The 20701-nt window shown below is 66.9% G+C and carries 16 protein-coding genes; 5 read left to right on the forward strand and 11 right to left on the reverse strand.

What is annotated here, in order from left to right:
* Positions 1 to 2: 2 nt before the first annotated feature.
* From VGK32_17845 to VGK32_17860, 4 genes are all read left to right on the forward strand, one after another.
* On the forward strand, positions 3 to 2861 hold the full coding sequence (locus tag VGK32_17845; GenBank protein ID HEY3383630.1) for a hypothetical protein: 2859 nt from the start codon (positions 3 to 5) through the stop codon (positions 2859 to 2861).
* Positions 2862 to 2956: 95 nt separating this feature from the next.
* On the forward strand, positions 2957 to 4516 hold the full coding sequence (locus VGK32_17850) for a hypothetical protein (GenBank protein ID HEY3383631.1): 1560 nt from the start codon (positions 2957 to 2959) through the stop codon (positions 4514 to 4516).
* Positions 4517 to 4607: 91 nt separating this feature from the next.
* Entirely contained in the window at positions 4608 to 6056 is a 1449-nt protein-coding gene (locus tag VGK32_17855) for a pyridoxal-dependent decarboxylase (protein ID HEY3383632.1), read from the forward strand.
* Positions 6057 to 6093: 37 nt separating this feature from the next.
* Positions 6094 to 7125: a hypothetical protein gene (locus VGK32_17860; protein HEY3383633.1), complete on the forward strand. Its 1032-nt coding sequence runs from the start codon at positions 6094 to 6096 to the stop codon at positions 7123 to 7125.
* Here the strand turns inward: VGK32_17860 and VGK32_17865 are convergent.
* The 4 genes from VGK32_17865 to VGK32_17880 form a co-directional block, all read right to left on the reverse strand.
* Positions 7122 to 9371, reverse strand: coding sequence for a patatin-like phospholipase family protein (locus tag VGK32_17865; protein ID HEY3383634.1), 2250 nt, complete (start codon positions 9369 to 9371; stop codon positions 7122 to 7124). The two genes, VGK32_17860 and VGK32_17865, sit on opposite strands and share 4 nt — an antisense overlap.
* A 14-nt stretch (positions 9372 to 9385) precedes the next feature.
* The gene (locus VGK32_17870; GenBank protein HEY3383635.1) at positions 9386 to 10147 is read right to left on the reverse strand and encodes a DUF481 domain-containing protein; all 762 of its coding nucleotides are present in this window, start codon (positions 10145 to 10147) and stop codon (positions 9386 to 9388) included.
* 189 nt (positions 10148 to 10336) lie between these two features.
* Positions 10337 to 10930 carry a hypothetical protein gene (locus tag VGK32_17875; GenBank protein HEY3383636.1) on the reverse strand — a complete coding sequence of 198 codons (594 nt, stop codon included), beginning with the start codon at positions 10928 to 10930 and terminating at the stop codon, positions 10337 to 10339.
* A 20-nt stretch (positions 10931 to 10950) separates the two neighbouring features.
* Positions 10951 to 11148, reverse strand: a complete 198-nt coding sequence (locus VGK32_17880) for a LysM peptidoglycan-binding domain-containing protein (GenBank protein HEY3383637.1) — start codon at positions 11146 to 11148, stop codon at positions 10951 to 10953.
* Between the two features lie 171 nt (positions 11149 to 11319).
* Between VGK32_17880 and VGK32_17885 the strand changes: the two genes are divergently transcribed.
* Positions 11320 to 12588, forward strand: coding sequence for a BamA/TamA family outer membrane protein (locus tag VGK32_17885; GenBank protein ID HEY3383638.1), 1269 nt, complete (start codon positions 11320 to 11322; stop codon positions 12586 to 12588).
* Positions 12589 to 12641: 53 nt separating this feature from the next.
* Here the strand turns inward: VGK32_17885 and VGK32_17890 are convergent, their stop codons facing one another.
* The 7 genes from VGK32_17890 to VGK32_17920 all read right to left on the reverse strand — a co-directional run bounded on the left by VGK32_17890 (position 12642) and on the right by VGK32_17920 (position 20686).
* Positions 12642 to 13817: an ABC transporter permease gene (locus VGK32_17890; protein ID HEY3383639.1), complete on the reverse strand. Its 1176-nt coding sequence runs from the start codon at positions 13815 to 13817 to the stop codon at positions 12642 to 12644.
* Positions 13814 to 14791, reverse strand: a complete 978-nt coding sequence (locus VGK32_17895; protein ID HEY3383640.1) for an ABC transporter ATP-binding protein — start codon at positions 14789 to 14791, stop codon at positions 13814 to 13816. Before VGK32_17895 ends, VGK32_17890 begins: the two co-directional genes overlap by 4 nt.
* The gene (locus VGK32_17900) at positions 14788 to 16377 is read right to left on the reverse strand and encodes a M1 family metallopeptidase (protein HEY3383641.1); all 1590 of its coding nucleotides are present in this window, start codon (positions 16375 to 16377) and stop codon (positions 14788 to 14790) included. Before VGK32_17900 ends, VGK32_17895 begins: the two co-directional genes overlap by 4 nt.
* Before the next feature lie 9 nt (positions 16378 to 16386).
* Complete coding sequence (locus VGK32_17905; protein ID HEY3383642.1) at positions 16387 to 17031, reverse strand: DUF6805 domain-containing protein; 645 nt, start codon at positions 17029 to 17031, stop codon at positions 16387 to 16389.
* Between the two features lie 104 nt (positions 17032 to 17135).
* Complete coding sequence (locus VGK32_17910) at positions 17136 to 18458, reverse strand: M24 family metallopeptidase (GenBank protein HEY3383643.1); 1323 nt, start codon at positions 18456 to 18458, stop codon at positions 17136 to 17138.
* 46 nt (positions 18459 to 18504) lie between these two features.
* The gene (locus VGK32_17915; protein HEY3383644.1) at positions 18505 to 20151 is read right to left on the reverse strand and encodes a D-aminoacylase; all 1647 of its coding nucleotides are present in this window, start codon (positions 20149 to 20151) and stop codon (positions 18505 to 18507) included.
* Positions 20135 to 20686: a PaaI family thioesterase gene (locus tag VGK32_17920; GenBank protein HEY3383645.1), complete on the reverse strand. Its 552-nt coding sequence runs from the start codon at positions 20684 to 20686 to the stop codon at positions 20135 to 20137. The genes VGK32_17915 and VGK32_17920 overlap by 17 nt, the downstream gene beginning before the upstream one ends.
* Between the last annotated feature and the right edge of the window lie 15 nt (positions 20687 to 20701).

Below are 20701 nucleotides of genomic sequence, written 5' to 3' on the forward strand. Positions count from 1 at the left end.
CAATGCCGATCCGCCTCATCGGTCGCGTCTGCCTTGCAGTCGTCATCGCACTCTTGTTCAGCGACCGCGGCGAGGCCGCCAAGGTGATTGCCCTCGACAATGGACGACTGTTCGCCCGGTTCGGCGACCGCGGCCTGACACGCATCTCGACGAGCACTGCCGGCTCGATTCAGTTCCAGCAGGACGACTTCCTCGTCGTCATCGGCGGAACGACGTACGACAGCGCGAAGCTGCCCGCACCCGCCAGGATCGCGACGCCGGGCCGCGTGATCTACACGTGGACTGCGCCGCCGTATCGCCTGGTCGTCGCGTACGAACTGGCCCGGGACTGGCGATTCGTCAGCAAGCAGATCTCGATCGCGGCATCAGCGCCGCGCTTCCACGTGGACGACATCGTCGTGTTCCAGGCGCGCATCGCCGAGCCGATCTCGGGCCACGTCGTGCCGACGAGCGCCCGGCCGAACCTGGCCACCGGCGACTACGGCGCCTGCCTGCGCCTCGATGGCCAGCGGAGCCTGCTGGCCGTCGCCCAGAATCCGTTCCTCGATTTCACGCGCGATGGGCAGACGTTCTCGCTTCGCTACAAGCCGGACATGGACTGGTCGAGCGCCGACGGGCCATTTGTCGCCGACCGCGGCCTGCTCGCGACCGCGCACCTGACCGGCCGCGTGCTGCCGGCGCGCATGCAGCCGGAGTGGAAACTCGGGCCGGCCGACGCGACGCCGGGCATGGACGAGGCGGAGATCGCAGCCTTCACCGACATGGTGCGCGCGTTCCTGCTGGTGAAGCCGGCCAAGCCGTCCAACGTGTTCGTGCCCTGGTGCCTCAACGACTACCAGATCGATATCGCCACGCCCGAGGGTCGTGCCGAGTACAAGCGCATGCTCGACAGCGCGGCCGAACTGGGCGCCGAGCACGTGATTTTCGCCCCGACGAACTCGGACCTCGCCAGGCGAGAGGACAGCGCCGACGACTGGAGCTGGGAGAACCTGCTGTGGATCGGATTTGGCCAGAAGATTCGGAAGAACGAGTGGAGTCCGAAGACGGGAGCCATTCCCCCCTCCGTGCAGGAAATGCTGGACCACGCAAAACAGAAGCACCTCACACTCCTCGCATACGTTTACCCCGTGCTGGCGTTCTCACAGAACCCGTCGTGGCTCGTCTCGCGCAAGGACCGTCCGAACCGACAGTACGCGAACCTGGGCTTCCGCAGCCTGCAGGATTGGCTGATCGACACGCTCGTCACGTTCCACGATCGGCTCGGCCTGGGCGGCTACTCGTTCGACCACACGTTCCTCAACTTCGATGGAACGAGCCGCTATGCGCAGTGGTTTGGCTGGCGCCGCGTGATGGAAGAACTCCGCCGCCGCATCCCGGACATCGTCATCGACGGCCGACAGGCGTATCACCTCTACGGGCCGTGGGGATGGCTGGCGGGCACCTACCCGCATCCGACGTTCAACGACGAGCAGCCGGAGAGCTTCGTGCCGTTTCCGGACCTGCACTTCGACCGCGTGTCGGCCGACCGCGAGCGATTCACCGCGTATCGCTATCGGAACTACGAGTTCGCGCCAAGCGAAATCGTCCCGGGCTTCATCACCCACCAGACGTCACGCGGCGACGACACGGGCGACATGCCGCAGAAGAAGACCGATCGCGGCGTGATGCTGCTGCCCTTGCGAACGCGCGACTGGGACTATCTCGGCTGGCGATACTCGCTTCTCTCGTCGATCGCGATCGCGGGCTGGAACAACGTGATCGACATGATTCCCGCGCGCGACATCGAGGAGCACCGAAACTTCTCGGAGGCCGATCGGCGCTGGTTTCGCCGGTGGATCGACTGGACGGCGACCAACAAGGAGTACCTGCGCCACACCCGCACGATCCTCGGCCAGCCGGCCATCGGCAAGATCGACGGGACCTCGGCGATTGTCGGGAACCGTGGCTTCATCTTCCTGTTCAACCCGAATGGCCGGCGTCTCGACGCGGAGTTCGCCCTCGACGCCACGATCGGCCTCGACGCGACCGGTCGATTCCTCCTCAGGGAACTGCACCCGTTCGAAGGGCGGCTCGTCGGCAAGGCAGGTGCGGGCCCCTGGTCGTCCGACGATCGCGTGCGCGTCACACTCGACGGCGGCTCGGCCTTGGTGCTCGAACTCCAGCCGGCGCCGACCGCGATCGTCGAGCCCCTGCTCTTCAATTCGCCTGGCACCGTGGCGCTCGTCCAGGGGGCGCTCACGCTCGACAACGTGCTCGGCTCGGCCGGCACCGCAACCGAGTTGCTCGTCGTCATACCCGCCGGGCAGGCGGTGACATCGGCCGCGGTCAACGGGCAGGCGGTGGCGCCGCGGCATGTCGGTCCATCGCTGTGGTCGCTCGACGTGACCTTCGACGGCGCGGCGTTCGGCCCGTACCACCCCGTCGGTCCGGTCGATCCGGCGTTTGCCGGCGGCACGTTCGCCGCGCGGTTCACGGTGCCTCGCCGCGTGTTCGACCAACTGGCGGCGCGTCGTCTGGCGTGGCCGATTCCCTGGACGGCCGAGGATTACCGAACGACCTGGCTCGCGCCCGAACGGCTGCTGCTCTTCGTTCAGATTGCCGAACCGGATAGTCGCTGGGAGGCCAGCCTGAGGATCGACGGCCGATCGATCGAATTCAGGAAGGCCTACTCGGCCGTGCGATCCGAGCCGGGCACGTTCGTTGGTTTCTACGCCGACCTGTCGCTACTCTCCGCCGACGTCGAACACACGCTGGAACTCGAGTTGCCCGCACTCAGGCCCGGCCAGCTCCAGGGTGTCTTCCTCGAGAACATCGAGCCCGAGTACACGCGTCTGTGCCGCCCGACCGTCGCGAAGCGGTGACGCTCGAGTTGACCCACTTCGCGGGCCGGAGTATCGTGCCTACCCGGCCCTCATCTCGCCCCTCCGTTCGACTCCTGCATCCAAGGAGAATGGCCGTGCTGAAGAGACTGCTCATCGCCTGCGCGCTGGCGGTGCTGGCGTTCCCGACCTCGGTCCTGGCGCAGAGACCGCAACAGGAAGTACCGTACCTGTTCGACGCGCCCGCACGAGTGGCCGGCGCGTCGGGCCGGGCCGAGGCACCGAAGGACACCTACGTCGATCGCACGTCGGACACGACGCACGTGACCCGCATCGGTGGACAGGAGATTCGCTACACCGCCACCGCCGGATCGCTGCCGCTCGTGGACAGGGCCGGCACCGTGAAGGCGCACATGTTCTTCGTCGCCTACACGAAGGACGGCGTGACCGACCCTGCCACGCGGCCGGTGACCTTCGCGTACAACGGCGGACCCGGATCGGCGTCGGTGTGGCTGCACATGGGCACGCTCGGTCCCAAGCGGGTTCAGATGGCCGATGATGGATTCCAGCCGGCCCCGCCCTTCAAGCTCGTGGACAACGAAGAGTCGCTGCTCGACGTGACCGACATCGTGATGATCGACGCGATGTCCACCGGCTACAGCCGGCCGGCGGCGGGTGAGGACCCGCGGCAGTTCCACGGCTCGGCCGCGGACATCCAGACGTTCGGCGAGTTCATCCGGTGCTACATCACGAAGTTCAAGCGCTGGCCGTCGCCGAAGTTCCTGTTCGGCGAGAGCTACGGCACCACGCGGTCAGCCGGCCTCTCGGCCGAGTTGCAGCAGCGCCACGGCATCGAGCTGAGCGGCATCGTCCTGGTGTCGGCCGTGGTGGATTTCGGATCGCAGGAGTACGCGCCGGGTCATGACCTCGCCTACGCAACCTATCTGCCCACGTTGACCGCCACCGCGTGGTACCACAAGAAGCTCGCGCCCGAGCTGCAGGCCGATCTGAAGAAGACCGTCGCGGAGGCGAAGGGCTTCGCGCTCGGCGAGTACCTGACCGCGCTCGCGAAGGGCAACCGGCTGACCGAGGTCGAGCGGAAGGCCCTGGCGAAGAAGCTGTCGCGCTATCTCGGCGTGTCGGAGAGCTTCATCCTCAGCTGTCACCTGCGCGTGACCGACGCGCGCTTCCGCAAGGAGTTGCTCCGCGACCGCGGGCTGATGGTGGGACGCCTCGACGGCCGCTTCACCGGCCTCGACGCCGACTACGCCGGCGAGCGCCAGGAATTCGACCCGGCGAACACGGCGCTCCAGGGCGCGTGGACCGCGATGTTCAGCGACTACGTGCGCCGCGATCTGAAGTACGAGAACGACATCAAGTACGACACCTCGGGCAACGTGCGGCCGTGGAGCTACGCCGAGTTCCAGAACCGGTACGTGAACATGACCGAGCCGCTGCGGTCGGCCATGGCGCGCAATCCGTTCCTCAAGGTGTTCGTGGCCAACGGGTACTACGACATGGCCACGCCGTTCTTCTCGACGGAGTTCACGTTCGATCACCTCGGCTTCGAGCAGACCTATCGCGACCGCGTCAGCATGGGCTTCTACGAGGCCGGCCACATGATGTACATCCGTCCGAGCGCCCACAAGGAACTGAAACGCGACGTCGCGGCGTTCATCAGGAGTTGTACGAAGTAATCAACCGGTGCTGGAGGTGCCAGGGGTGCTGAAGGTGCCCAGCACTGGCACCTGAAGCACCCATAGCACCCGTGGCACCATCAGCACCGACATGGATCCAATATCCTCCGTTCTCTCCTCTCTCGAGTCCGACGCCTCGATCGAAACCGCCCAGGCGTTCGCTCGCCTGGTCGTCGACTACCTGGCCGCGACCCGCACGTCAGAGGGTCGCGTCTCCACCGGCCTGTCCCCGTCCGAACTCGCCCGCCGATTCGACGAACCGCTGCCGGCTGGCGGGCATCCGATCGATGAGATCCTCGCCCGCCTCGAACGCGACGTGCTGCCCGATTGCAACCGCCTCACACACCCTCGCTCGATGGGGCACCAGGTGTCGGCGCCGGTGCCGGTCGCGGTGTGGACCGAGGCGCTGACGGCGGCGTTGAACCAGTCGGGCGCGGTCTGGGAAATGTCACCGGTCGGCACGGTCATCGAAGCACGGGTGATTCGGTGGATGTGCGATCTGGCCGGGCTCGGTCCGGCGGCCGGCGGCACGTTCACCTCCGGCGGAACCGAAGCGACGTTCGCGGGCCTGCTGGCCGCGCGTCAGGCCGCCCTGCCAGATGCCTGGAAGCGGGGCGTTGGCGGTCGCCCGCCGGTCGTCGTCTGCGGAGAGCACTCCCACTACGGTGTGGCGCGGGCGATCGGCGAACTTGGTATCGGGACCGACAATGCCGTCATCGTGCCTTCGGCCGATTTCCGCATGGACGTTGCGGCCCTCGGACGGCACCTCGACCGTCTGCGTGCCGAATCACGTGCGGTCATGGCCGTCGTCGCGACGGCCGGCACGACGGCAACCGGGTCGTTCGACGACATCGACGCGATCGGCCGCCTGTGCGAGGCGCGAGACCTTTGGCTCCACGTCGATGGGGCGCACGGGGCCTCGGCGCTGTTCTCGCCCTCGCACCGCCACCGCCTGTCCGGAATCGAGCGGGCGCGCTCGATCGCGTGGGACCCTCACAAGATGATGCTCATGCCGCTGACGGCCAGCGTCGTCCTGGTCCGCGACGAGCAGGACCTCGAGGCCGCATTCAGCCAGCGCGCACCGTACCTCTTCCACGCGAGGGAAGGCGAGCGAAACTGGGATCAGGGGCTGCGGAGCTTCACCTGCTCACGGCGAATCGACGCGCTGAAGGTGTGGGTGGGCCTGCAACGGTACGGCGCCGCCGGCCTCGGGGCGCTCTACGACCACCTGTGCGGAAACGCGAGGGCCCTGCACGACGCTGTCGCCGCGCGCCGTGACTTCGCCACGCCGCACGTTCCCGAGTCGAACATCCTGTGCTTCCGGTACGTCGGCGATGGCTCGCTGAACGACGAACAACTGGACGTGCTGAACCTTCGCCTGCGCGAGGAGTACAACCGCAAGGGCACGGGCTGGATCACGACGACGATGCTGGCCGGACGCCGGGTGCTGCGGGCCACGCTCATGAACCCACGGACGACGAGACGCGACCTCCACGACATGGTCGAGGAGGTGGGGGTTATGGCGGAGGAACTGCGCTAGGTGCTACGTGCTAGGTGCTACGTGCTGAGAGGTCGGCATGATGAATGTCCTGGCGTTTCTTGTGGCGGTTGCGTCGGCCCTGGTGGCGGCGCCGTTCTGGCAAATCCAGGCGAGCGGGACGCAGGAACGGCTGCGGGCGGTGAGCGCGGTCAGCGATCGCGTCGCGTGGGCGAGCGGGAACAAGGGCACGGTGCTGCGGACGACCAACGGTGGCGCGTCGTGGATGCGCCTGATCGTGCCAGGGACCGACGACCTCGACTTCCGAGACGTCGAGGCCTTCGACGCCTACATTGCCTACGTCCTCAGCATCGGCCCTGGCAACCGCTCGCGCATCTACAAGACGACGGATGGCGGGACGTCCTGGAAGCTGCAATTCACCAACGACGACCCGAAGGGGTTCTACGACGCCATCGCGTTCTGGGATGAGAAGCATGGCGTGGCCGTTGGCGATCCGGTGGACGGACGGTTCGCAGTCATCCGTACCTCGGACGGCGGCACGACCTGGTCCCCGGTACCGCAGGACAGCCGCCCACAGGCCCTCCCCGGCGACGGAATGTTCGCGGCCAGCGGCACGTGTCTGGTCGTGCAAGGGCGCTCGAATGCGTGGATCGGAACAGGCGGCGGCGCGCGCGCACGGATTCTCCGCTCGACCGACCAGGGTGCATCCTGGTCCGAAGCCGACACGCCGATTGCCGCAGGCGCCCCATCAGCCGGCATCTTCTCGATTGCCTTCGACGATGGCTTGAAGGGCGTGACCGTCGGAGGCGACTACCGCAAGGAGCAGGAGCCGAGCGACAACCTGGCGCGAACGACCGACGGCGGCAAGACGTGGTCGAGAATCGCCGCGACGCGTCTCCGCGCCTTTCGATCGGGTGTGGTCTTCGTGCCGGGTTCGAGTGGCAACCGGTTGATTGTGGTGGGTCCATCCGGCACCGACCTGTCAGTCGACGGCGGTGCCACGTGGTCGTCTCTCGGGGACGTCGGCTTCCACGCGGTCGGCATCGAACGTGGCGGCCGAACGGCGTGGGCCGTCGGCGACCAGGGGCGGATTGGGAAGCTGACAATCTAGCGGAACAGCGGCCCAAGCGACACGTAGAGGCGGTTCTGTCCGCCGAAGGCCACGCTGCCGCCTGCGAACACGGGCCCGATCAGGGTTTCGACGACGACACCGACCGCCACGTCGCCGTGCCATGCGGCGGTCTTCCAGTCGGCGAACGCCGATCCCGCCTCGATCCAACCGCCAACGAAGACGTTCCCGCCGATGACGTCGGTCAGCCTTCCCGTCCGCCTGAGGTACCCGGCCACACCGAGCAGGTAGTTGGCGCCACGAAGTTCGTCGGTGTTGAACGCTCCCATGCGCATTGGTCCGCCGAGCGAGAAGTCGTCGTACAGCGGATGCGCGCCGAACGACGTGCCGCCGCCCGCGATGCCGAAGACGCGATCCTGGCCGCGCACGCGCTCGAATGCCGAAGCCCGCACCTCGGCCTGCCAGAAGCGCCGCGGCGAGTTCTCGTGTGCCGTTAGAGTGCCCTGCGCGACCGGGTTCGGCTCCTCGAAGTACCGCTTCAGTGTCATGCCAACGCGGACGCCGTGCGAAGGCACGATCGGGCTGTCCTGCCCGTCGAGCAGCATCTGGGCCGTCGCGACCTGTTCGAGGCCGACGACCTCGGGCAGAGTCGGATTTCCCACGTTCAGCCGTGCGCGCACATCGGCGATGTCGTAGCCCAGGCGCAGCTCGGCGTATCGGCCGCCGCTGATGCCGACATCGATGCCGCCGCCCGCCCGCTTGACCCAGTGCTCGGCCACGAGAGCTTCGTCCACGTACTCGTTGCGTCCCGCCCGGCTGAAATATAGCCGTGGCGCCACGAACAGGGGCGTCGCGGCGATCGGCTTGTACAGTTCGGCTCCGACGGCCTGCCTCGTGCCGAGCACGAAGTTCGTCCGCAACTCGGAGCCTGCGCCGAAGCGGTCGTAGGTGGTGACGCGGCCAGCCAGGTTGAAGGCGAAGTTGGTCGAATCGACATTGTTCAAGTCGATTCCGACATCGAGGAACGGCGGCCCGTGGCTCTTCGGGTGTACGGTCACCAGCAAGCTGGGGCCGTCCGGGCTCTCAACGACCTCATACGTGAGGTGCTCGTAGCGGTCTGTGCCGCCGATGCGGAGGATGTCGAGCGCCAGCCGATCGGGATCGACGGGCCGTCCGACATTGTGCGCCAGTTCCTCGCGGATGTACTGCTGTTCTCGGGACAACACGCCGACAACAGTGACGGACTCAGGCGTTGGCGCCGCCGTGCGCTGGCGCGTTCGGCGGGCGGCCACGAACGCCGAGTATTCCGACTCGCTCACGGCGTACCGGAGCAGCTTTGCCGACATCGCCGCCGCGGCCTGGTAGCCCCGGTTCGCCAACTCGTCGCTCTGGCGCCAGGACATCGAGTCGAGACCTTTCAGATTCGGAACGATGACGAGGTCCGCCGACGCGAGGCTCTTCCTGACCTCCGCGGCCATCACGGTGTCGATCGTCCGGCCGAGCAGCGTGAAGAGCGACTGGTCTCCGGCCCCCGACGTGTCCAACTCGCCGCTGACGTTCACGGCGATTACGACGTCGGCACCCATCTGGCGCGTCACGTTCACGGGAACGTTGTTCAACGCGCCGCCATCCACGAGCAGCCACCGGTCGTAGGTCACCGGCGTGAACACGCCGGGGATCGCCATCGTGGCGCGCATCGCGCGCGACAGCGGCCCTCTGCCCAGCACGATCGGCTCGGAACTCTTCAAGTCCGTGGCCACGCAGCGGAACGGCGTCGGCAGATCGTCGAACGTGGCGATGGCGTAGTACGGCAGGGCGATCCGGTCGAGCATCAAGGCGACTTGCTGCCCGGGATTCAGCCCACCGGGCAGAGTCACGCCATTCTTGAGGCCGAACTCGAGCGGCGAGGGAAACGCCCGCTTATCCTGCTTCCGCCGGAACGTCTTGAACTCGTAGGGCGAGTCCGACTGGAACATGGCGTCCCAATCGGTTGTCCGCATGAGCTGACGGATATCCGCGGGCGACATTCCCGTCGCGTAGAACCCGCCGACCAGGCCACCCATGCTCGTGCCGGCGATCTCATCCACCGGAATGCGGTGCTCGTCGAACCACTGGAGTACGCCGATGTGCGCGAATCCCCTTGCACTGCCGCCGCCGAGCGCGAGGCCGAACCGAGGGCGGACCCCCTGCTCAGCCGAAGCCGCCGGCTGGGCCGACGCCAGCGAAGGGATGAGGATCGAAGCCAGCGCGACGAGCGCGCGGAGAGCGGAGGTGGGATGATGCAGCATCGGCGGCAGTCGGATCAGAACTTGTAGACGACTCCCATCACGAGCGCGATGTCGTTGCTCTTCATCTTCGGGTCGGGGGGCTTTGCCTTGTAGGTGTCGAGCATCTCGACTTTCAACTGCGCCTGGCTCGTGATGCTGGCAGCCAGGTTCACGCCGAAGGCATACAGCGCGTCGCCCATGTCGCTGGTCTTCCACAACCCCGAGAACGCCTGTCCCGCCGTGGCCGTCTTCGTGAGCTTGTGCGTGAACTTCTCGTCGAAGGTCAGCGCGCCGCTCGCCTGCACGTCGAAGCCAATGTCCTTCTCCCACACGCCGCCGGCGCCGACCGACACCGACAAGGCCGTCGTCGGAACATCGATGACCTTGTAGCCGATGCCGGCCGACGGCGAGTACAGATAGCTGATGCCCTTGAAGTGGTCGTGCAGGTAACGGAGGTCACCGAACACGAACGCACGCGGGTTGAAGGAGTACTCGTCGCGAAGCGTGAGCCCGTACTGCTCGGCCGACAGTTCGTCGCCCGTCTTGCCGTACAGGAACAGGCCGGACGTCTTGAACACGTTCTTCGTCTTCGGATCGTACTTGGCCTCGAACCCGAGGTTGAAGTTCGTGGTGTCCTTGTTGCCGTTGGTGAGCGAGAGACCGAAGCTGACATTCCCCGACCACGGCTTCGGCGGCGGCGCGGGGGGCGGAGCGCCCGATGCGGCAGGCGCCTGGGCGAACAGCGGGGTGGTGGTCAGCGCCAGCACGAAGACCGCCGCAGCAATGATCTTGCGCACCACACATCCTCCTTGTCTTCCAGTGGGGCCAACAGCCGGAGCGTGTTGTTGCGGACCAGGTGAGAAGCAGGGACTCAACCATCCTACGACCAACGGGGGAGGATTGCGATTGCGGGCTTGCGAGGGCAACCCCGGGGCGACAAGCTCTGTCACCCCGGCGCTGCGTGTTGACGGGTTTCGGTAAACGAGCTACTTCAGGCCTTCCGGAACCGGCATGCCGAGAGCACCCATGATCTCGGCCGCCTTGCCTTTCACCGCTGTGGCCTTGGCCACGGCATCCTTCAGGTTGCCGCCCCCGAACGCGGCCGTGGCGGCGGTCCAATTCTGCTTGACCTCCGCCAGGCCGGTCTTTGCGGATTCGAACTTCGCCTTGTCCATGCCGGCCGGGAGCTTCTTCGCCTTGGACAGAATGTCCACGCGGCTCTGGATGGCCTCGACGACCTTCGGCAGACCCGCGCTCATGCCTTCCCAGCCCTTCGTCAACTCGTTCTTCTTGGCCGTTGCAGCCGTGGCGAGGGCCGTCACCTTTTCGGGGATCGCCTGGGCCGCCGTCAGCGCGGCCTGGTAGTCGCCCTTGGCGAACGCGTCCTTCGCGCTCTTCAGCGCCTCTTCGACCCCGGCGATCTGATCGGGCGCGTACGCAGTCGCCTCGCCCTTCACCGCGTCGAATGCCTGTTCGGCCGCTTTGATCGCGGCTTCAGCCGGAACCTTCTGGGTGGCGCAGGCAACGCCGAACATCGCGACCAGCACGACGAGCATGAGGCCGGCGGTACGTTTCAGCATCGATCCTCCCTCCACGGTGGTTACGGAATGCGGAGTTTCTGGCCAACCCGAATCAGGTTCGGGTCATCGAGGACGTCACGATTCGCCTCGAAAATCTGGGGGTAGAGTGCCGGATCGCCGTAGTACTTCTCGGCGATCTTCGAGAGCGTGTCTCCCGGCACGACCTCGTGCCACTGCGTGGCATCAAAAGCGTCGGGAGCCTTGGGAGCGTCGGGCATCGAATCGTCCTCCTCGGCGCCGGGGTGACCCACAGCGTTCGGGCATGGGGGGCGGCGCCAGCTCAAGGAGATTATAGGACCTTGAACGCGGCAGTGCCACTGGACCAGGACGGGTACCTTCGACTACAGTCAACCCGTCCCGGACGAGTCGCTTCCAGGGCTTTCCATCCCATGCTTCGCGTGTCCGCGCTCTGCCTGGCGGTCGTCATCTTCGCAGGTTCCGTCCGGGACGGCGCCGCGCAGGCGGTCGTGCAACCGGCACCCGCCGCCAAATCGCCTCCGGCCGGCACGTCGGAGGAGACGATGGATCTCCTCGACCTGGTGCGCGTCCTCCGCCACAAGGAACCGCACACCCTCGGCCCGGCTTCGTGGGAACCGCTGAAGCCGATGATCGCGTCCGCCCCGGTTGTCGGCTACAAGCCGTCGAGCGGCGGGCTGGTCGGGCTGGCCGGCAATGTGGCGTTGTTCCACGGGGATCCCGGCAACACCCGTATCTCCTCTGCGGTGGCGAGCCTCACGTATTCTTCGAAGAAACAAGTATCGGCCCTGGCACGGTTCAGCATCTTTGCGCGGGGTGACCGCCGCCGCCTGGACGGTGACAATCGCCTGCAGTGGACCTCGGAGGACACGTACGGCCTCGGCACGGAGACCACCCCGGCGGACCGAACGAATGCGAGGTTCGACTTCTTCCGCTTCTACGACACGGAGTACTTCCGGGTCCACCACGACCTGTTCGTCGGCGTCGGCCTTCACTACAGCCGCCACTCCAACGTCGCGGCCGGCGAGGGCGCGAGTGAAGGCTGGGACACGTCACCGTATGTCCGGTACAGCCGGCAGAACGGGTTTGCGCTCGACGGTCAGACGTCGGGAGGGCTCAGCGCCAACCTGCTGGTGGACACTCGTGACAGTGCGATCAACGCGCAGCGCGGATGGCTGGTCAGTGCAACCTACCGGCCGTTCATCCGGGGGTTCATGGGCGGGGACTCGACCTGGCACGAGGCCAAATTCGACATCCGCACCTACCTGAAGATGTCGGACGACGGCCGTCATCGCGTGGCGCTGTGGCTGCTTGGCGACGTCATCGTGAGCGGCGTGGCGCCGTTCTTCGACCTGCCCGCCACCGGCCTGGACACGTACGGCCGGTCGGCGCGGGGTTACTCGGAAGGGCGCTTCCGCGGCGAACGGTTGCTGTACGGCGAGATCGAGTACCGCGTGTCACTGATGCGGAATGGGTTGCTGGGACTGGTGGTCTTCGCGAATACGACGACGCTCAGCAACCTCCAGGCGCGTGAGCACCTGACCGACTCGTTTCTCGGCGCGGGAGGGATCGGCTTGCGCATGTTGATCAACAAGCGATCGAGGACCAACCTCTGCATCGACGTCGGCGTCGGCCAGAAAGGATCGCACGGGTTGTACCTGGCCATCCAGGAAGCCTTCTGAGCCGCTGAGGTCACGCAGGCACGAGCCAGGACGCCCGGATCGCGCGGGGCGGATCAGGCGGCGCGCATGCGCAGCCTGGTGAACAGACCCACGCCGATGAGGCCGTAGGCGGACGAGAGCACCACCAGAGCGGTCAGTTCGAACCAGACCTCCCCGAGGCCGGCGCCGAGCGTGAGCACCTTGTTCAGGGCGATGACAGCGTGGGTCGGCGGGAGCAGGTCCCAGATGGCCACGGCCCGTCCGGCGACGGTGACGAGCGTGGGGCGCGGCACCGGGAGCATCGCGCCCGAGAAGAACATCAGCAAGCCGAGGGGAAAGTTCGCGACGACGAAAGCCTGTGTGACCGTCCTGCAGAACGCCGCCACCATCAGTCCCACGCCGATGATCGAGACGGTCGTCACCGCGCCGACGACAACGGCCAGCCACATCGGTCCCTGGCTGTGGAAGCCGAAGGCGATTGCCGTGAGGAACGTCACGACGACCGAGGCGATCCCGATGGCGACGAGCACGATGCTCGTCCCCCCGAGCAGATCCCACGCGGTCATCGAAGTCATCCGCAGCCGGCGCAGCGTGCCGCTCTCCGCCTCGCGCGTCACCCACATGGCGGTCTGGAACACGAGCATGATCACGGCGAAGACGAGGATGCCCGGCACCGCCATCTCGAAGTCACTTCGAACTCCGGAGCCGCCCATCGGCTCCTCGTGAACGGCGACGAGAGAGGGCGCGCCGAGGGTCGAGCGGACGAATCCGTCCAGTGCGGCGTTGGCGAGCACTGCGGCGACGGCGTACGTCGGGCTCGAGAGATCGCCAACGAAGGTGATCACCGGGGCCGGGGAGACCGCCTCGCGGTCGTCGCGTGCTGCCGCGATCGCTTCGGAGAAACGAGGACCGATCACCACCAGCGCCGATACCTTCCGGTCCGCGATCTGGCGGAGCGCGGCGCGGCGATCACTGACCCGCTCGACGTGGAGCATCGCGCGACCGCTGGCGTCCATCTGCGCGGCCAACCTGGCGGTCAGTTCGCGCGCGCCATCGACGGCGACGCCGGACGCGAGCGCGGACGGGGTGTCCTCGGACAGCACCGCGACGCCGTAGCTCGGGATGAAGGAGGGGAACGTCAGCCAGTAGAGGAACACGAAGAACGGCGCGAACGAGACCGACAGGGCGATCAGCAGCTTGTCGCGCTTCGCCTCACGCGCGCACTTCCGGCAGACGGAGAGCACCTTCATGATCGCAACCCCCGGCCGGTCAGCGCGACGAAGACGTCCTCGAGCGAGGCCGAGCGGAGCCGCACGTCGCCCACCGGCACACCGGCGGCGCGCAGCGCGTTCAACGCGTCGCCAAGGTGCGAGAGCGCATCCCGAGAACGCAAGGTCGCCACGTTGGCCGTGACGCGCACGACGGCAACCGACGTCAAGCCGGCGAGCGCCGCCTCGGCGCGTCCCGGGTCGTCGTCGGCCGCCAGGCCGATCTCGATGAGATCGCCTTCACCAACCCGCCGCTTCAGGCCTTCCGGCGTGTCGAGCACGAGCAGCCGCCCGTGGTCGATGATCGCGACCCGGTCGGCCAGACGCTCCGCCTCGTCCATGTTGTGCGTCGTGAGGACGACGGTCTTCCGGCGGGCGAGCGAACGAATGAACTCACGGACGGTGATGCGGCTCTGCGGATCCAGCCCGGCCTCGGGCTCGTCGAGCACCACGACGTCCGGATCGTGAACGAGGGCGAGGGCCAGGTTCAGACGGCGCTTCATCCCGCCCGAGAGCGTGGCAGCCAGGGCGCCGGCTTTCTCGGTCAGACCGAGCGTCTCGAGCAACTCCCGGCCGCGTCGTCGCGCTTCCGCGCGAGGGACGGCGTACATCTCGCCGACGAACTCGAGCTGCTCGAGACACGTGAGGCGCTCCCAGATCACCACGTCCTGCGGACAGACGCCGATCGAGCTCCGGGTGCCCGCGCCGGCCGTCATCAGACGACCGTGCACCAGCACGCGTCCGGCATCGGGCGCAAGGAGCCCGCAGATCATCGAGATGGCGGTCGTCTTCCCGGCGCCGTTCGGACCGAGGAACCCGAACACTTCTCCGGCGCGGACGTCGAAGCTGAGATCCTCGACGGCGACAAGATCCCCATAGCGTTTGACGAGACCGTCCACGGCCAGGACGATCTCGGCGTCGGTTGTCGCGTGCGTGTTCACGCTTCGCCCCGTCATCGCCGGACGATGCTGCCGTCGACCAGCGCTCGCACGTTCGGGTCGAGCGTGATCGTCGTGCGCTGGCGGCGGTCGGTCAACGCCATCTTCTCGACTCGCAGCGGCTGCGTTTCGTCGATCCTGATGCCGAACTCGAGCGGCAGTTCGAACGGATCGTCCTGCTGGGTTTGTGACACCTCGATGTCGAGCGCATTCCGCGCCGCGTCGTAGTGCCACGTGGCGGCGACGGCCGGGACTCCTGGACGGTTCAGCCACTGCCGGAAGAACGCCGAGAGATCCTGGCCGGACGCGGCCTCCATCACCTGGCGGAACCCGTCGGTGGTGGCGGTCCGGTTCAGGTACCGCTGGTAGTACGTCCGCAGGCCGGTTCGAAAGCTCTCGGCGCCGATCCGCTCGCGCAGCATGTGAAGAACCCAGCCGCCCTTCTGGTAGACGAACGTGTTCAGCACCTTGTCCAGGTTCGAGAGGTTCCGATGGATGATTGGCGTGTCGGGGCTCTTCTTCTCGGCGGCGATGACACGGTCGCGGTCGCGCGCCAGCGCGGCGGTGAACGCGTCGTGTCCATTCACGTGCTCGACGAACAGGTTCGTCAGGAACGTCGCGAAGCCCTCGCTCAGCCACACTTCGTCCCAGTCGCGCTCGGTGACGCCGTCGCCGAACCAGGCGTGCGCGATCTCGTGCGCGACCAGCGTCTGAATCGGCCGTCCGTCGATCGCCGCCTCGCCGTAGGCAATGGCCGTCGCGTGCTCCATGCCGCCGCCGAACCCGGAGGCCTCGACGTTCGCCAGCTTCCGATAGGGATAGGGACCGACGAGATCGCTGAAGAACTCGATCGCCTGGCGGGCGGGCAGCTCGAACGCCTTGCGCCCGGCGTCGCGGTCGCGCGAGAACACCCATGTCTCGAGGGGTGTTCCCATGACGGCGTCCGCATGATGGACGGCGAAGCGGCCCACGCCAATCGTGTAGAGCCAGGGCGCGATCGGTTCCGGCTGTCTCCAATGCGTGCGGCGGAGATCGCCGGGCAGATCCATCTCCTCGACCAGCACGCCGTTGGACACGACCTGGTAGTGCGCGGGAGCCGTGACGACGAACTCGCCGGTGGCTTTGTAGGAGATGTGGTCGATGGTCGGAAGCCACTGCCGCGCCTTGTCCGGCCAGCTCTCGCCGAAGAAGCAGCGCTCGCCGAACTTGTTCGCGCCGATTCGCAGTCCCGAGACCGGCACGCCGCGGTACTTGACGACCACCGTGACGCTTTCCAGTGCCCGCGAGGGCGAGGGCAGCGAGATTCGCAGCCGGCTGTTCTCGTGCGCGAAGCGAAGCGGCCGGCCACCGGCGGAAACCTCCGACACCGTCATGCCCTTGCCACCCGCAGCCGACGCGAGATCGAACGAGACTTCAGTGACGCCCTGTTCGAGCAACTCGAGCGTTGCGGCCGTCTCACCGGCAATCTCGTCGGTATCGTCCCTCAACTCGAGATGGAAGACGTAGTGGATGGCGCCGATCGGCTGGCGTGGATAGGTATCCGCCGCCGCCAGGTTCACCGCCGCCAGTAGCGCAATCGCAAGCAGGATTGTTCTTCGCATCATCGTCACGCCTCAGTTCCTGGACGTCGTCTGCCGCTGTGCCGGGCTGGCCGGGTGCCGCATCGACTCGGTGGCTGCCCGACCGGCGTGGGCGGCTGCCGCCTGCTCCAGATGTTCCTGCACGACGCGCAACTCGACGAGGCCAGGGGTGGTCTTCCCGGCGCGGGCGCGAAATCTCACCGTGATGGCCGTTCGCCCGCGCGTCAGCGCGTCCGGCACGCTGACGGTCGTCGAGCACGGTTCCGAACCAGCGCGGCGTGAAGCGTCCGCCTCCAGTGTCGCGTCCTCGACCATGATGTCGAACGTGGGCCGGTCGAGCACGGGGTCCGCCCACACGCAGACGAGTGTGACCGGCGTGTCGTCGTACACGCGGACCGTGTACTCGAACCACTCGCGAGACGCGCGCCAGTTCCGGCTGCCGTATCGCCCTTCGAACGCGGCGACGCCCCGGTAGTGGTGCGCCTGTTCGCTGGCCGGGGAACCGACGTCCACCGCGTCCACCACCCGCAGGCCCTGTGCCAGCGACCCGCCAGAGGTCAGGCCGGCAACGCCCCACGCGCACACAAGGAGCAATCCCACCTGCAGCACTCTCGGCACCCGCACCTCCAGCACTCGCACCTCCAGCACTCGCACCTCCAGCACCAGCACCTCCAGCACCGCACCTCCAGCACCAGCAGCACCTTCAGCACCCCCAGCACGGCACCTTCAGCACCAGCAGCACCTCCAGCACCCCCAGCACCAGCCCAGCCTCCCTCTCTCTTCTACTTGATCAAGTGCATCCCCGTCTGCCGCTGGTCGAGAAACTTCACACCGTCCTTCGTCAGCACCGCGTCCTGCTCGAGCGGAAAGCGGACATCCTGGTTGCCCCATTCCGGGACGGCCGATATCACGTTCAACTCGATCGAGTGGACCGTGTCCTCGAAGAACCGCAAGTCGCCGACGCCAGGCACCCCGCCCTGCATGTCCCACATGCCCACGAGCGTCCCGGCGGCGTGGCCATGGGTGCCGAGCGGATGCGTGTAGATGCTCGGTCGCAGCCCCTCGGCCTTCGCCCGCTTCAGCGCGGCGGCCAGCACTTCATTCCCGGTTCGCCCGGGCTTCATCTCAGCGAGGTGAATGTCCTGCAACTTGTTGCCCGCCGCGAGCCCGTCCTTCAGGCCCTTCGGCGCATCGGTCTCCCCCTCCCTGAGCACGTAGGCGAGCTGCTGCGTGTCGGTGCACAGCCGCAGGTAGACGATCCCGAAGTCGCAGTGGAGGAGATCGCCGCGATGGATGACCGGGCTGTCCTTGTAGGGGCTGTCCTTGGGCCGCTGGATGTCCACGGTCGGGTGGAACCAGTTGGTGAGCCCGAGTTGTCGCGAGCGCTCCCGCATCCACCACGCCACGTCCTCACCGGTGGTCACGCCAGGCGTGATGACGCCGCGCGTGAACGCCTCCGCGATGATGCTGTGCGCGATGGACACGATGTGGGGGTAGGTTTCGAGTTCCTCGACGGACCGGCGTTCCAGCCAGCGAATGGCGAGGTGCTCGGACGACTGGACGCGGGGCACGAAGTCAGGGGGCAGCGATGCGAGCAGCTTCTTCTTCAGCGAGGCGGTCATGCCGTCGCCATAGTTGTCCACGTCCGACTCGTTGATGCCGATCTTCTTCGGATTGCGTTCCTTGATTACCTGCACCAGCCGGGCCCACTGTTCGATCTTCTCCGGCTCCCATACGCTCTTGTACAACCCGCCGATGCCCGATCGGCCGACCGTCAGCCGCTCCACGCCCTCGACGCCGCGGTCGAAGAAGACGAGCATCGTGGTGCGGCTGGCGTAGAGGTTGTTGAACGGCACCAGCGAAGAGAACACCGGGTCCTCGTTGTTCTCGCGGCAGATCACGAGCCACATGTCGAACCCTTCCTGCCGCATCAACTCCGGCAGGATCTTCTCGAGCCGGTTCTTCAACCAGGTGTTGTAGACAGCCGCCTGTTCTCGGAGGGTGAGAATGGCTGGCGTGCCGCCGGCCGCGTGCGCCGGCTCCGGCGCCAACACCGCGAAGCCCACCAGGACGAGGAATATCGTTCTCAGTCGCCAATTACGCATGGAGTGTCCTTTCGCCTCGAACCACGAGAACCACCAACACCTCGTGCTATTTCTGCTTCGCCGGGCCGTACAGGATCCGTCCGGGGCGGGCGGGGGTCATCGCGCCCTTCTCGTAGATGATCTGCCCGTTCACGATGACGTGCGCGAATCCTTCGGCGTACTGATGCGGGCGGTCGAAGGTCGCGGTGTCGCGGACCCGCACGGGGTCGAACACCGCGATGTCGGCCTTCATCCCAGGGCGGAGGATGCCGCGGTCCGGCAAGCCGAGGCGCCAGGCGGGCAGCGACGTCATCTTCCGCACGCCCTCCTCGAGGCTGAGCACGCCCTTCTCGCGCACGTAGACGGCGAGCACGCGCGCAAACGTGCCGTAGCTGCGCGGATGCGGCGCGTTCCTGCCGAAGACCGGCACCTCGCCATCCGACGCGATCATCGTCACCGGGCACGCGATGATCCGTTCGAGGTCCTTCTCGTCGATGGCGTGGAAGATGCCGCTCGCGCCCCCCTTCTCGACGATCCACATCGTGGTCTCGGCGGCGTTGTCGATCGTCGGATCCTGTCCGCGCAGGCGGGTGATCTCGGCGAGATTCTTCCCGGCCAGCGACGCGTCCCACGGGCACGACGAGACACTGATGTTCTTCGGGTCGCCGCCACCCCGGTCGAACTTGATGTTGTCGATGACGGTCGCCTTGATCCGCTGCCGCTGGGCCGGATCGTTCAGCCGGCCGACCACGTCCGCCCGGCCGCCCTCGAGAGCCCAGGGCGGGAAGAGGGCGTTGATCCCGGTGGCGGACGCCGTGTAGGGGTACTGATCGATGGTCACATCGACGCCGCGCGCCCGGGCGTCGAGCACGAGCTTCACCGTGTCGACGCTCTTGCCCCAGTTCTGCACGCCGATGATCTTGTGGTGCGTGACCTGCGTGGGCAGGCCGCCGCGTTCGCCGATGGCAATCGTCTCCCGGACACTGTCGAGCACACCCGTCGCCTCATTGCGCATGTGCGAGACGTGAATGCCGCCCATGGCCCCGGCCACCTTGGCCAGTTCGACGACCTCGTCGGTCGGTGTGAAGATGCCGGGCACGTAGAACAGGCCGGTGCTGAGGCCAACGGCGCCGTCGAGCATCCCCTGGCGCACCAGTTCGCGCATTCGGTCGATCTCGGCTGGCGTGGCCTTCCGGTCGACGGTGCCGATGACCTGCTCGCGGGCCGATCCCTGTCCGACGAACGTGCCGAAATTCGGCGACACGCGGGTGGCGGCGACGCGGTCGAGGAACGCCTTGATCGGCAGTGGCGAGCTGCCATCCGGGCCCTCGTAAATCGTTGTGACACCCTGCCGCGTATAGTTGTCCGCCGTCGGCACCTCGAAGATCCCGCGGCGTGCGTGGGTGTGGATGTCGATGAACCCTGGCGAGACGACCAGGCCCGTGACATCGATGACGCGCGCGGCCGGACCGTCGATGCGAGGCGCGATCGCCACGATCGTGTCGCCGGTGACGGCGACGTCGGCTTTGACCCACGGGCTGCCCGTACCGTCGATGACGTGTCCGCCCCGCAGCAGCAAATCGTAGCGGCGTGCCTCCTGCGCGGGGACGCCCATCGTCGTCCACCCGGCGAGCACCGCGCCGGCCAGGGCCACCAATCCCCAGCGCATGGCCGGGAGGGAAGTCGAGCGTGCAAACCTACGGCTGTCGGCCATCGCGTGCCTCCATGTCAAACCGCGCGGGATCGGTGATCGCCATCATCGCCTCGAGTTCCGCCAGGATGTCGCCGGTATCGCTGCCCGCCCTGATTTCTGCCCGAGCGCGGACCGCACGCTGAGAGGAGAACGTGATTCGGCCCGTGATGACGAGGCGCATCCCGACACGTGCCGACACCCGGAACCGCGCATCGGCCTTCGCCGTGACGCAGTACAACCCGGCGAAGGTACAAGCCGAGGCGACCGCCTCGTCCATGAGTGTGAACAACAGACCGCCATGGATGATCCCCGGCCAGCCGACGTGTTCGGGCTGCGCCACGTATTCGGCGCGGCTGCCACCCGCCGGATCGGGCGAGAACGGGACGTGGAGACCGGCCTTGTTCTCGGCCCCGCACACGTAGCAGTGGGGAAACGTCCGGACCCTGGTTTCCGACACGAAAGCTCCTCCACTCGGATCGGACTCGTCGAGCACCCGCGACTCGCCGGCGTACCGCCCATGGCGCACCTGGAAGGCGGCTCCTCCGGCCGGCGACATTCTATCCGCTTCCTC

The organism is Vicinamibacterales bacterium, from assembly GCA_036504215.1.
Taxonomy (GTDB): Bacteria; Acidobacteriota; Vicinamibacteria; order Vicinamibacterales; family Fen-181; genus FEN-299.

What these genes read in the sequence shown, in the direction of transcription:
- VGK32_17880 (HEY3383637.1), bottom strand. Translation starts at nt 11,148, where the DNA reads ATGCCCGACGCTCCCAAGGCTCCCGACGCTTTTGATGCCACGCAGTGG.
- VGK32_17860 (HEY3383633.1), top strand. Translation starts at nt 6,094, where the DNA reads ATGATGAATGTCCTGGCGTTTCTTGTGGCGGTTGCGTCGGCCCTGGTG.
- VGK32_17900 (HEY3383641.1), bottom strand. Translation starts at nt 16,377, where the DNA reads ATGATGCGAAGAACAATCCTGCTTGCGATTGCGCTACTGGCGGCGGTG.
- VGK32_17865 (HEY3383634.1), bottom strand. Translation starts at nt 9,371, where the DNA reads ATGCTGCATCATCCCACCTCCGCTCTCCGCGCGCTCGTCGCGCTGGCT.
- VGK32_17845 (HEY3383630.1), top strand. Translation starts at nt 3, where the DNA reads ATGCCGATCCGCCTCATCGGTCGCGTCTGCCTTGCAGTCGTCATCGCA.
- VGK32_17920 (HEY3383645.1), bottom strand. Translation starts at nt 20,686, where the DNA reads ATGTCGCCGGCCGGAGGAGCCGCCTTCCAGGTGCGCCATGGGCGGTAC.
- VGK32_17875 (HEY3383636.1), bottom strand. Translation starts at nt 10,930, where the DNA reads ATGCTGAAACGTACCGCCGGCCTCATGCTCGTCGTGCTGGTCGCGATG.
- VGK32_17915 (HEY3383644.1), bottom strand. Translation starts at nt 20,151, where the DNA reads ATGGCCGACAGCCGTAGGTTTGCACGCTCGACTTCCCTCCCGGCCATG.
- VGK32_17895 (HEY3383640.1), bottom strand. Translation starts at nt 14,791, where the DNA reads ATGACGGGGCGAAGCGTGAACACGCACGCGACAACCGACGCCGAGATC.
- VGK32_17890 (HEY3383639.1), bottom strand. Translation starts at nt 13,817, where the DNA reads ATGAAGGTGCTCTCCGTCTGCCGGAAGTGCGCGCGTGAGGCGAAGCGC.
- VGK32_17885 (HEY3383638.1), top strand. Translation starts at nt 11,320, where the DNA reads ATGCTTCGCGTGTCCGCGCTCTGCCTGGCGGTCGTCATCTTCGCAGGT.
- VGK32_17910 (HEY3383643.1), bottom strand. Translation starts at nt 18,458, where the DNA reads ATGCGTAATTGGCGACTGAGAACGATATTCCTCGTCCTGGTGGGCTTC.
- VGK32_17855 (HEY3383632.1), top strand. Translation starts at nt 4,608, where the DNA reads ATGGATCCAATATCCTCCGTTCTCTCCTCTCTCGAGTCCGACGCCTCG.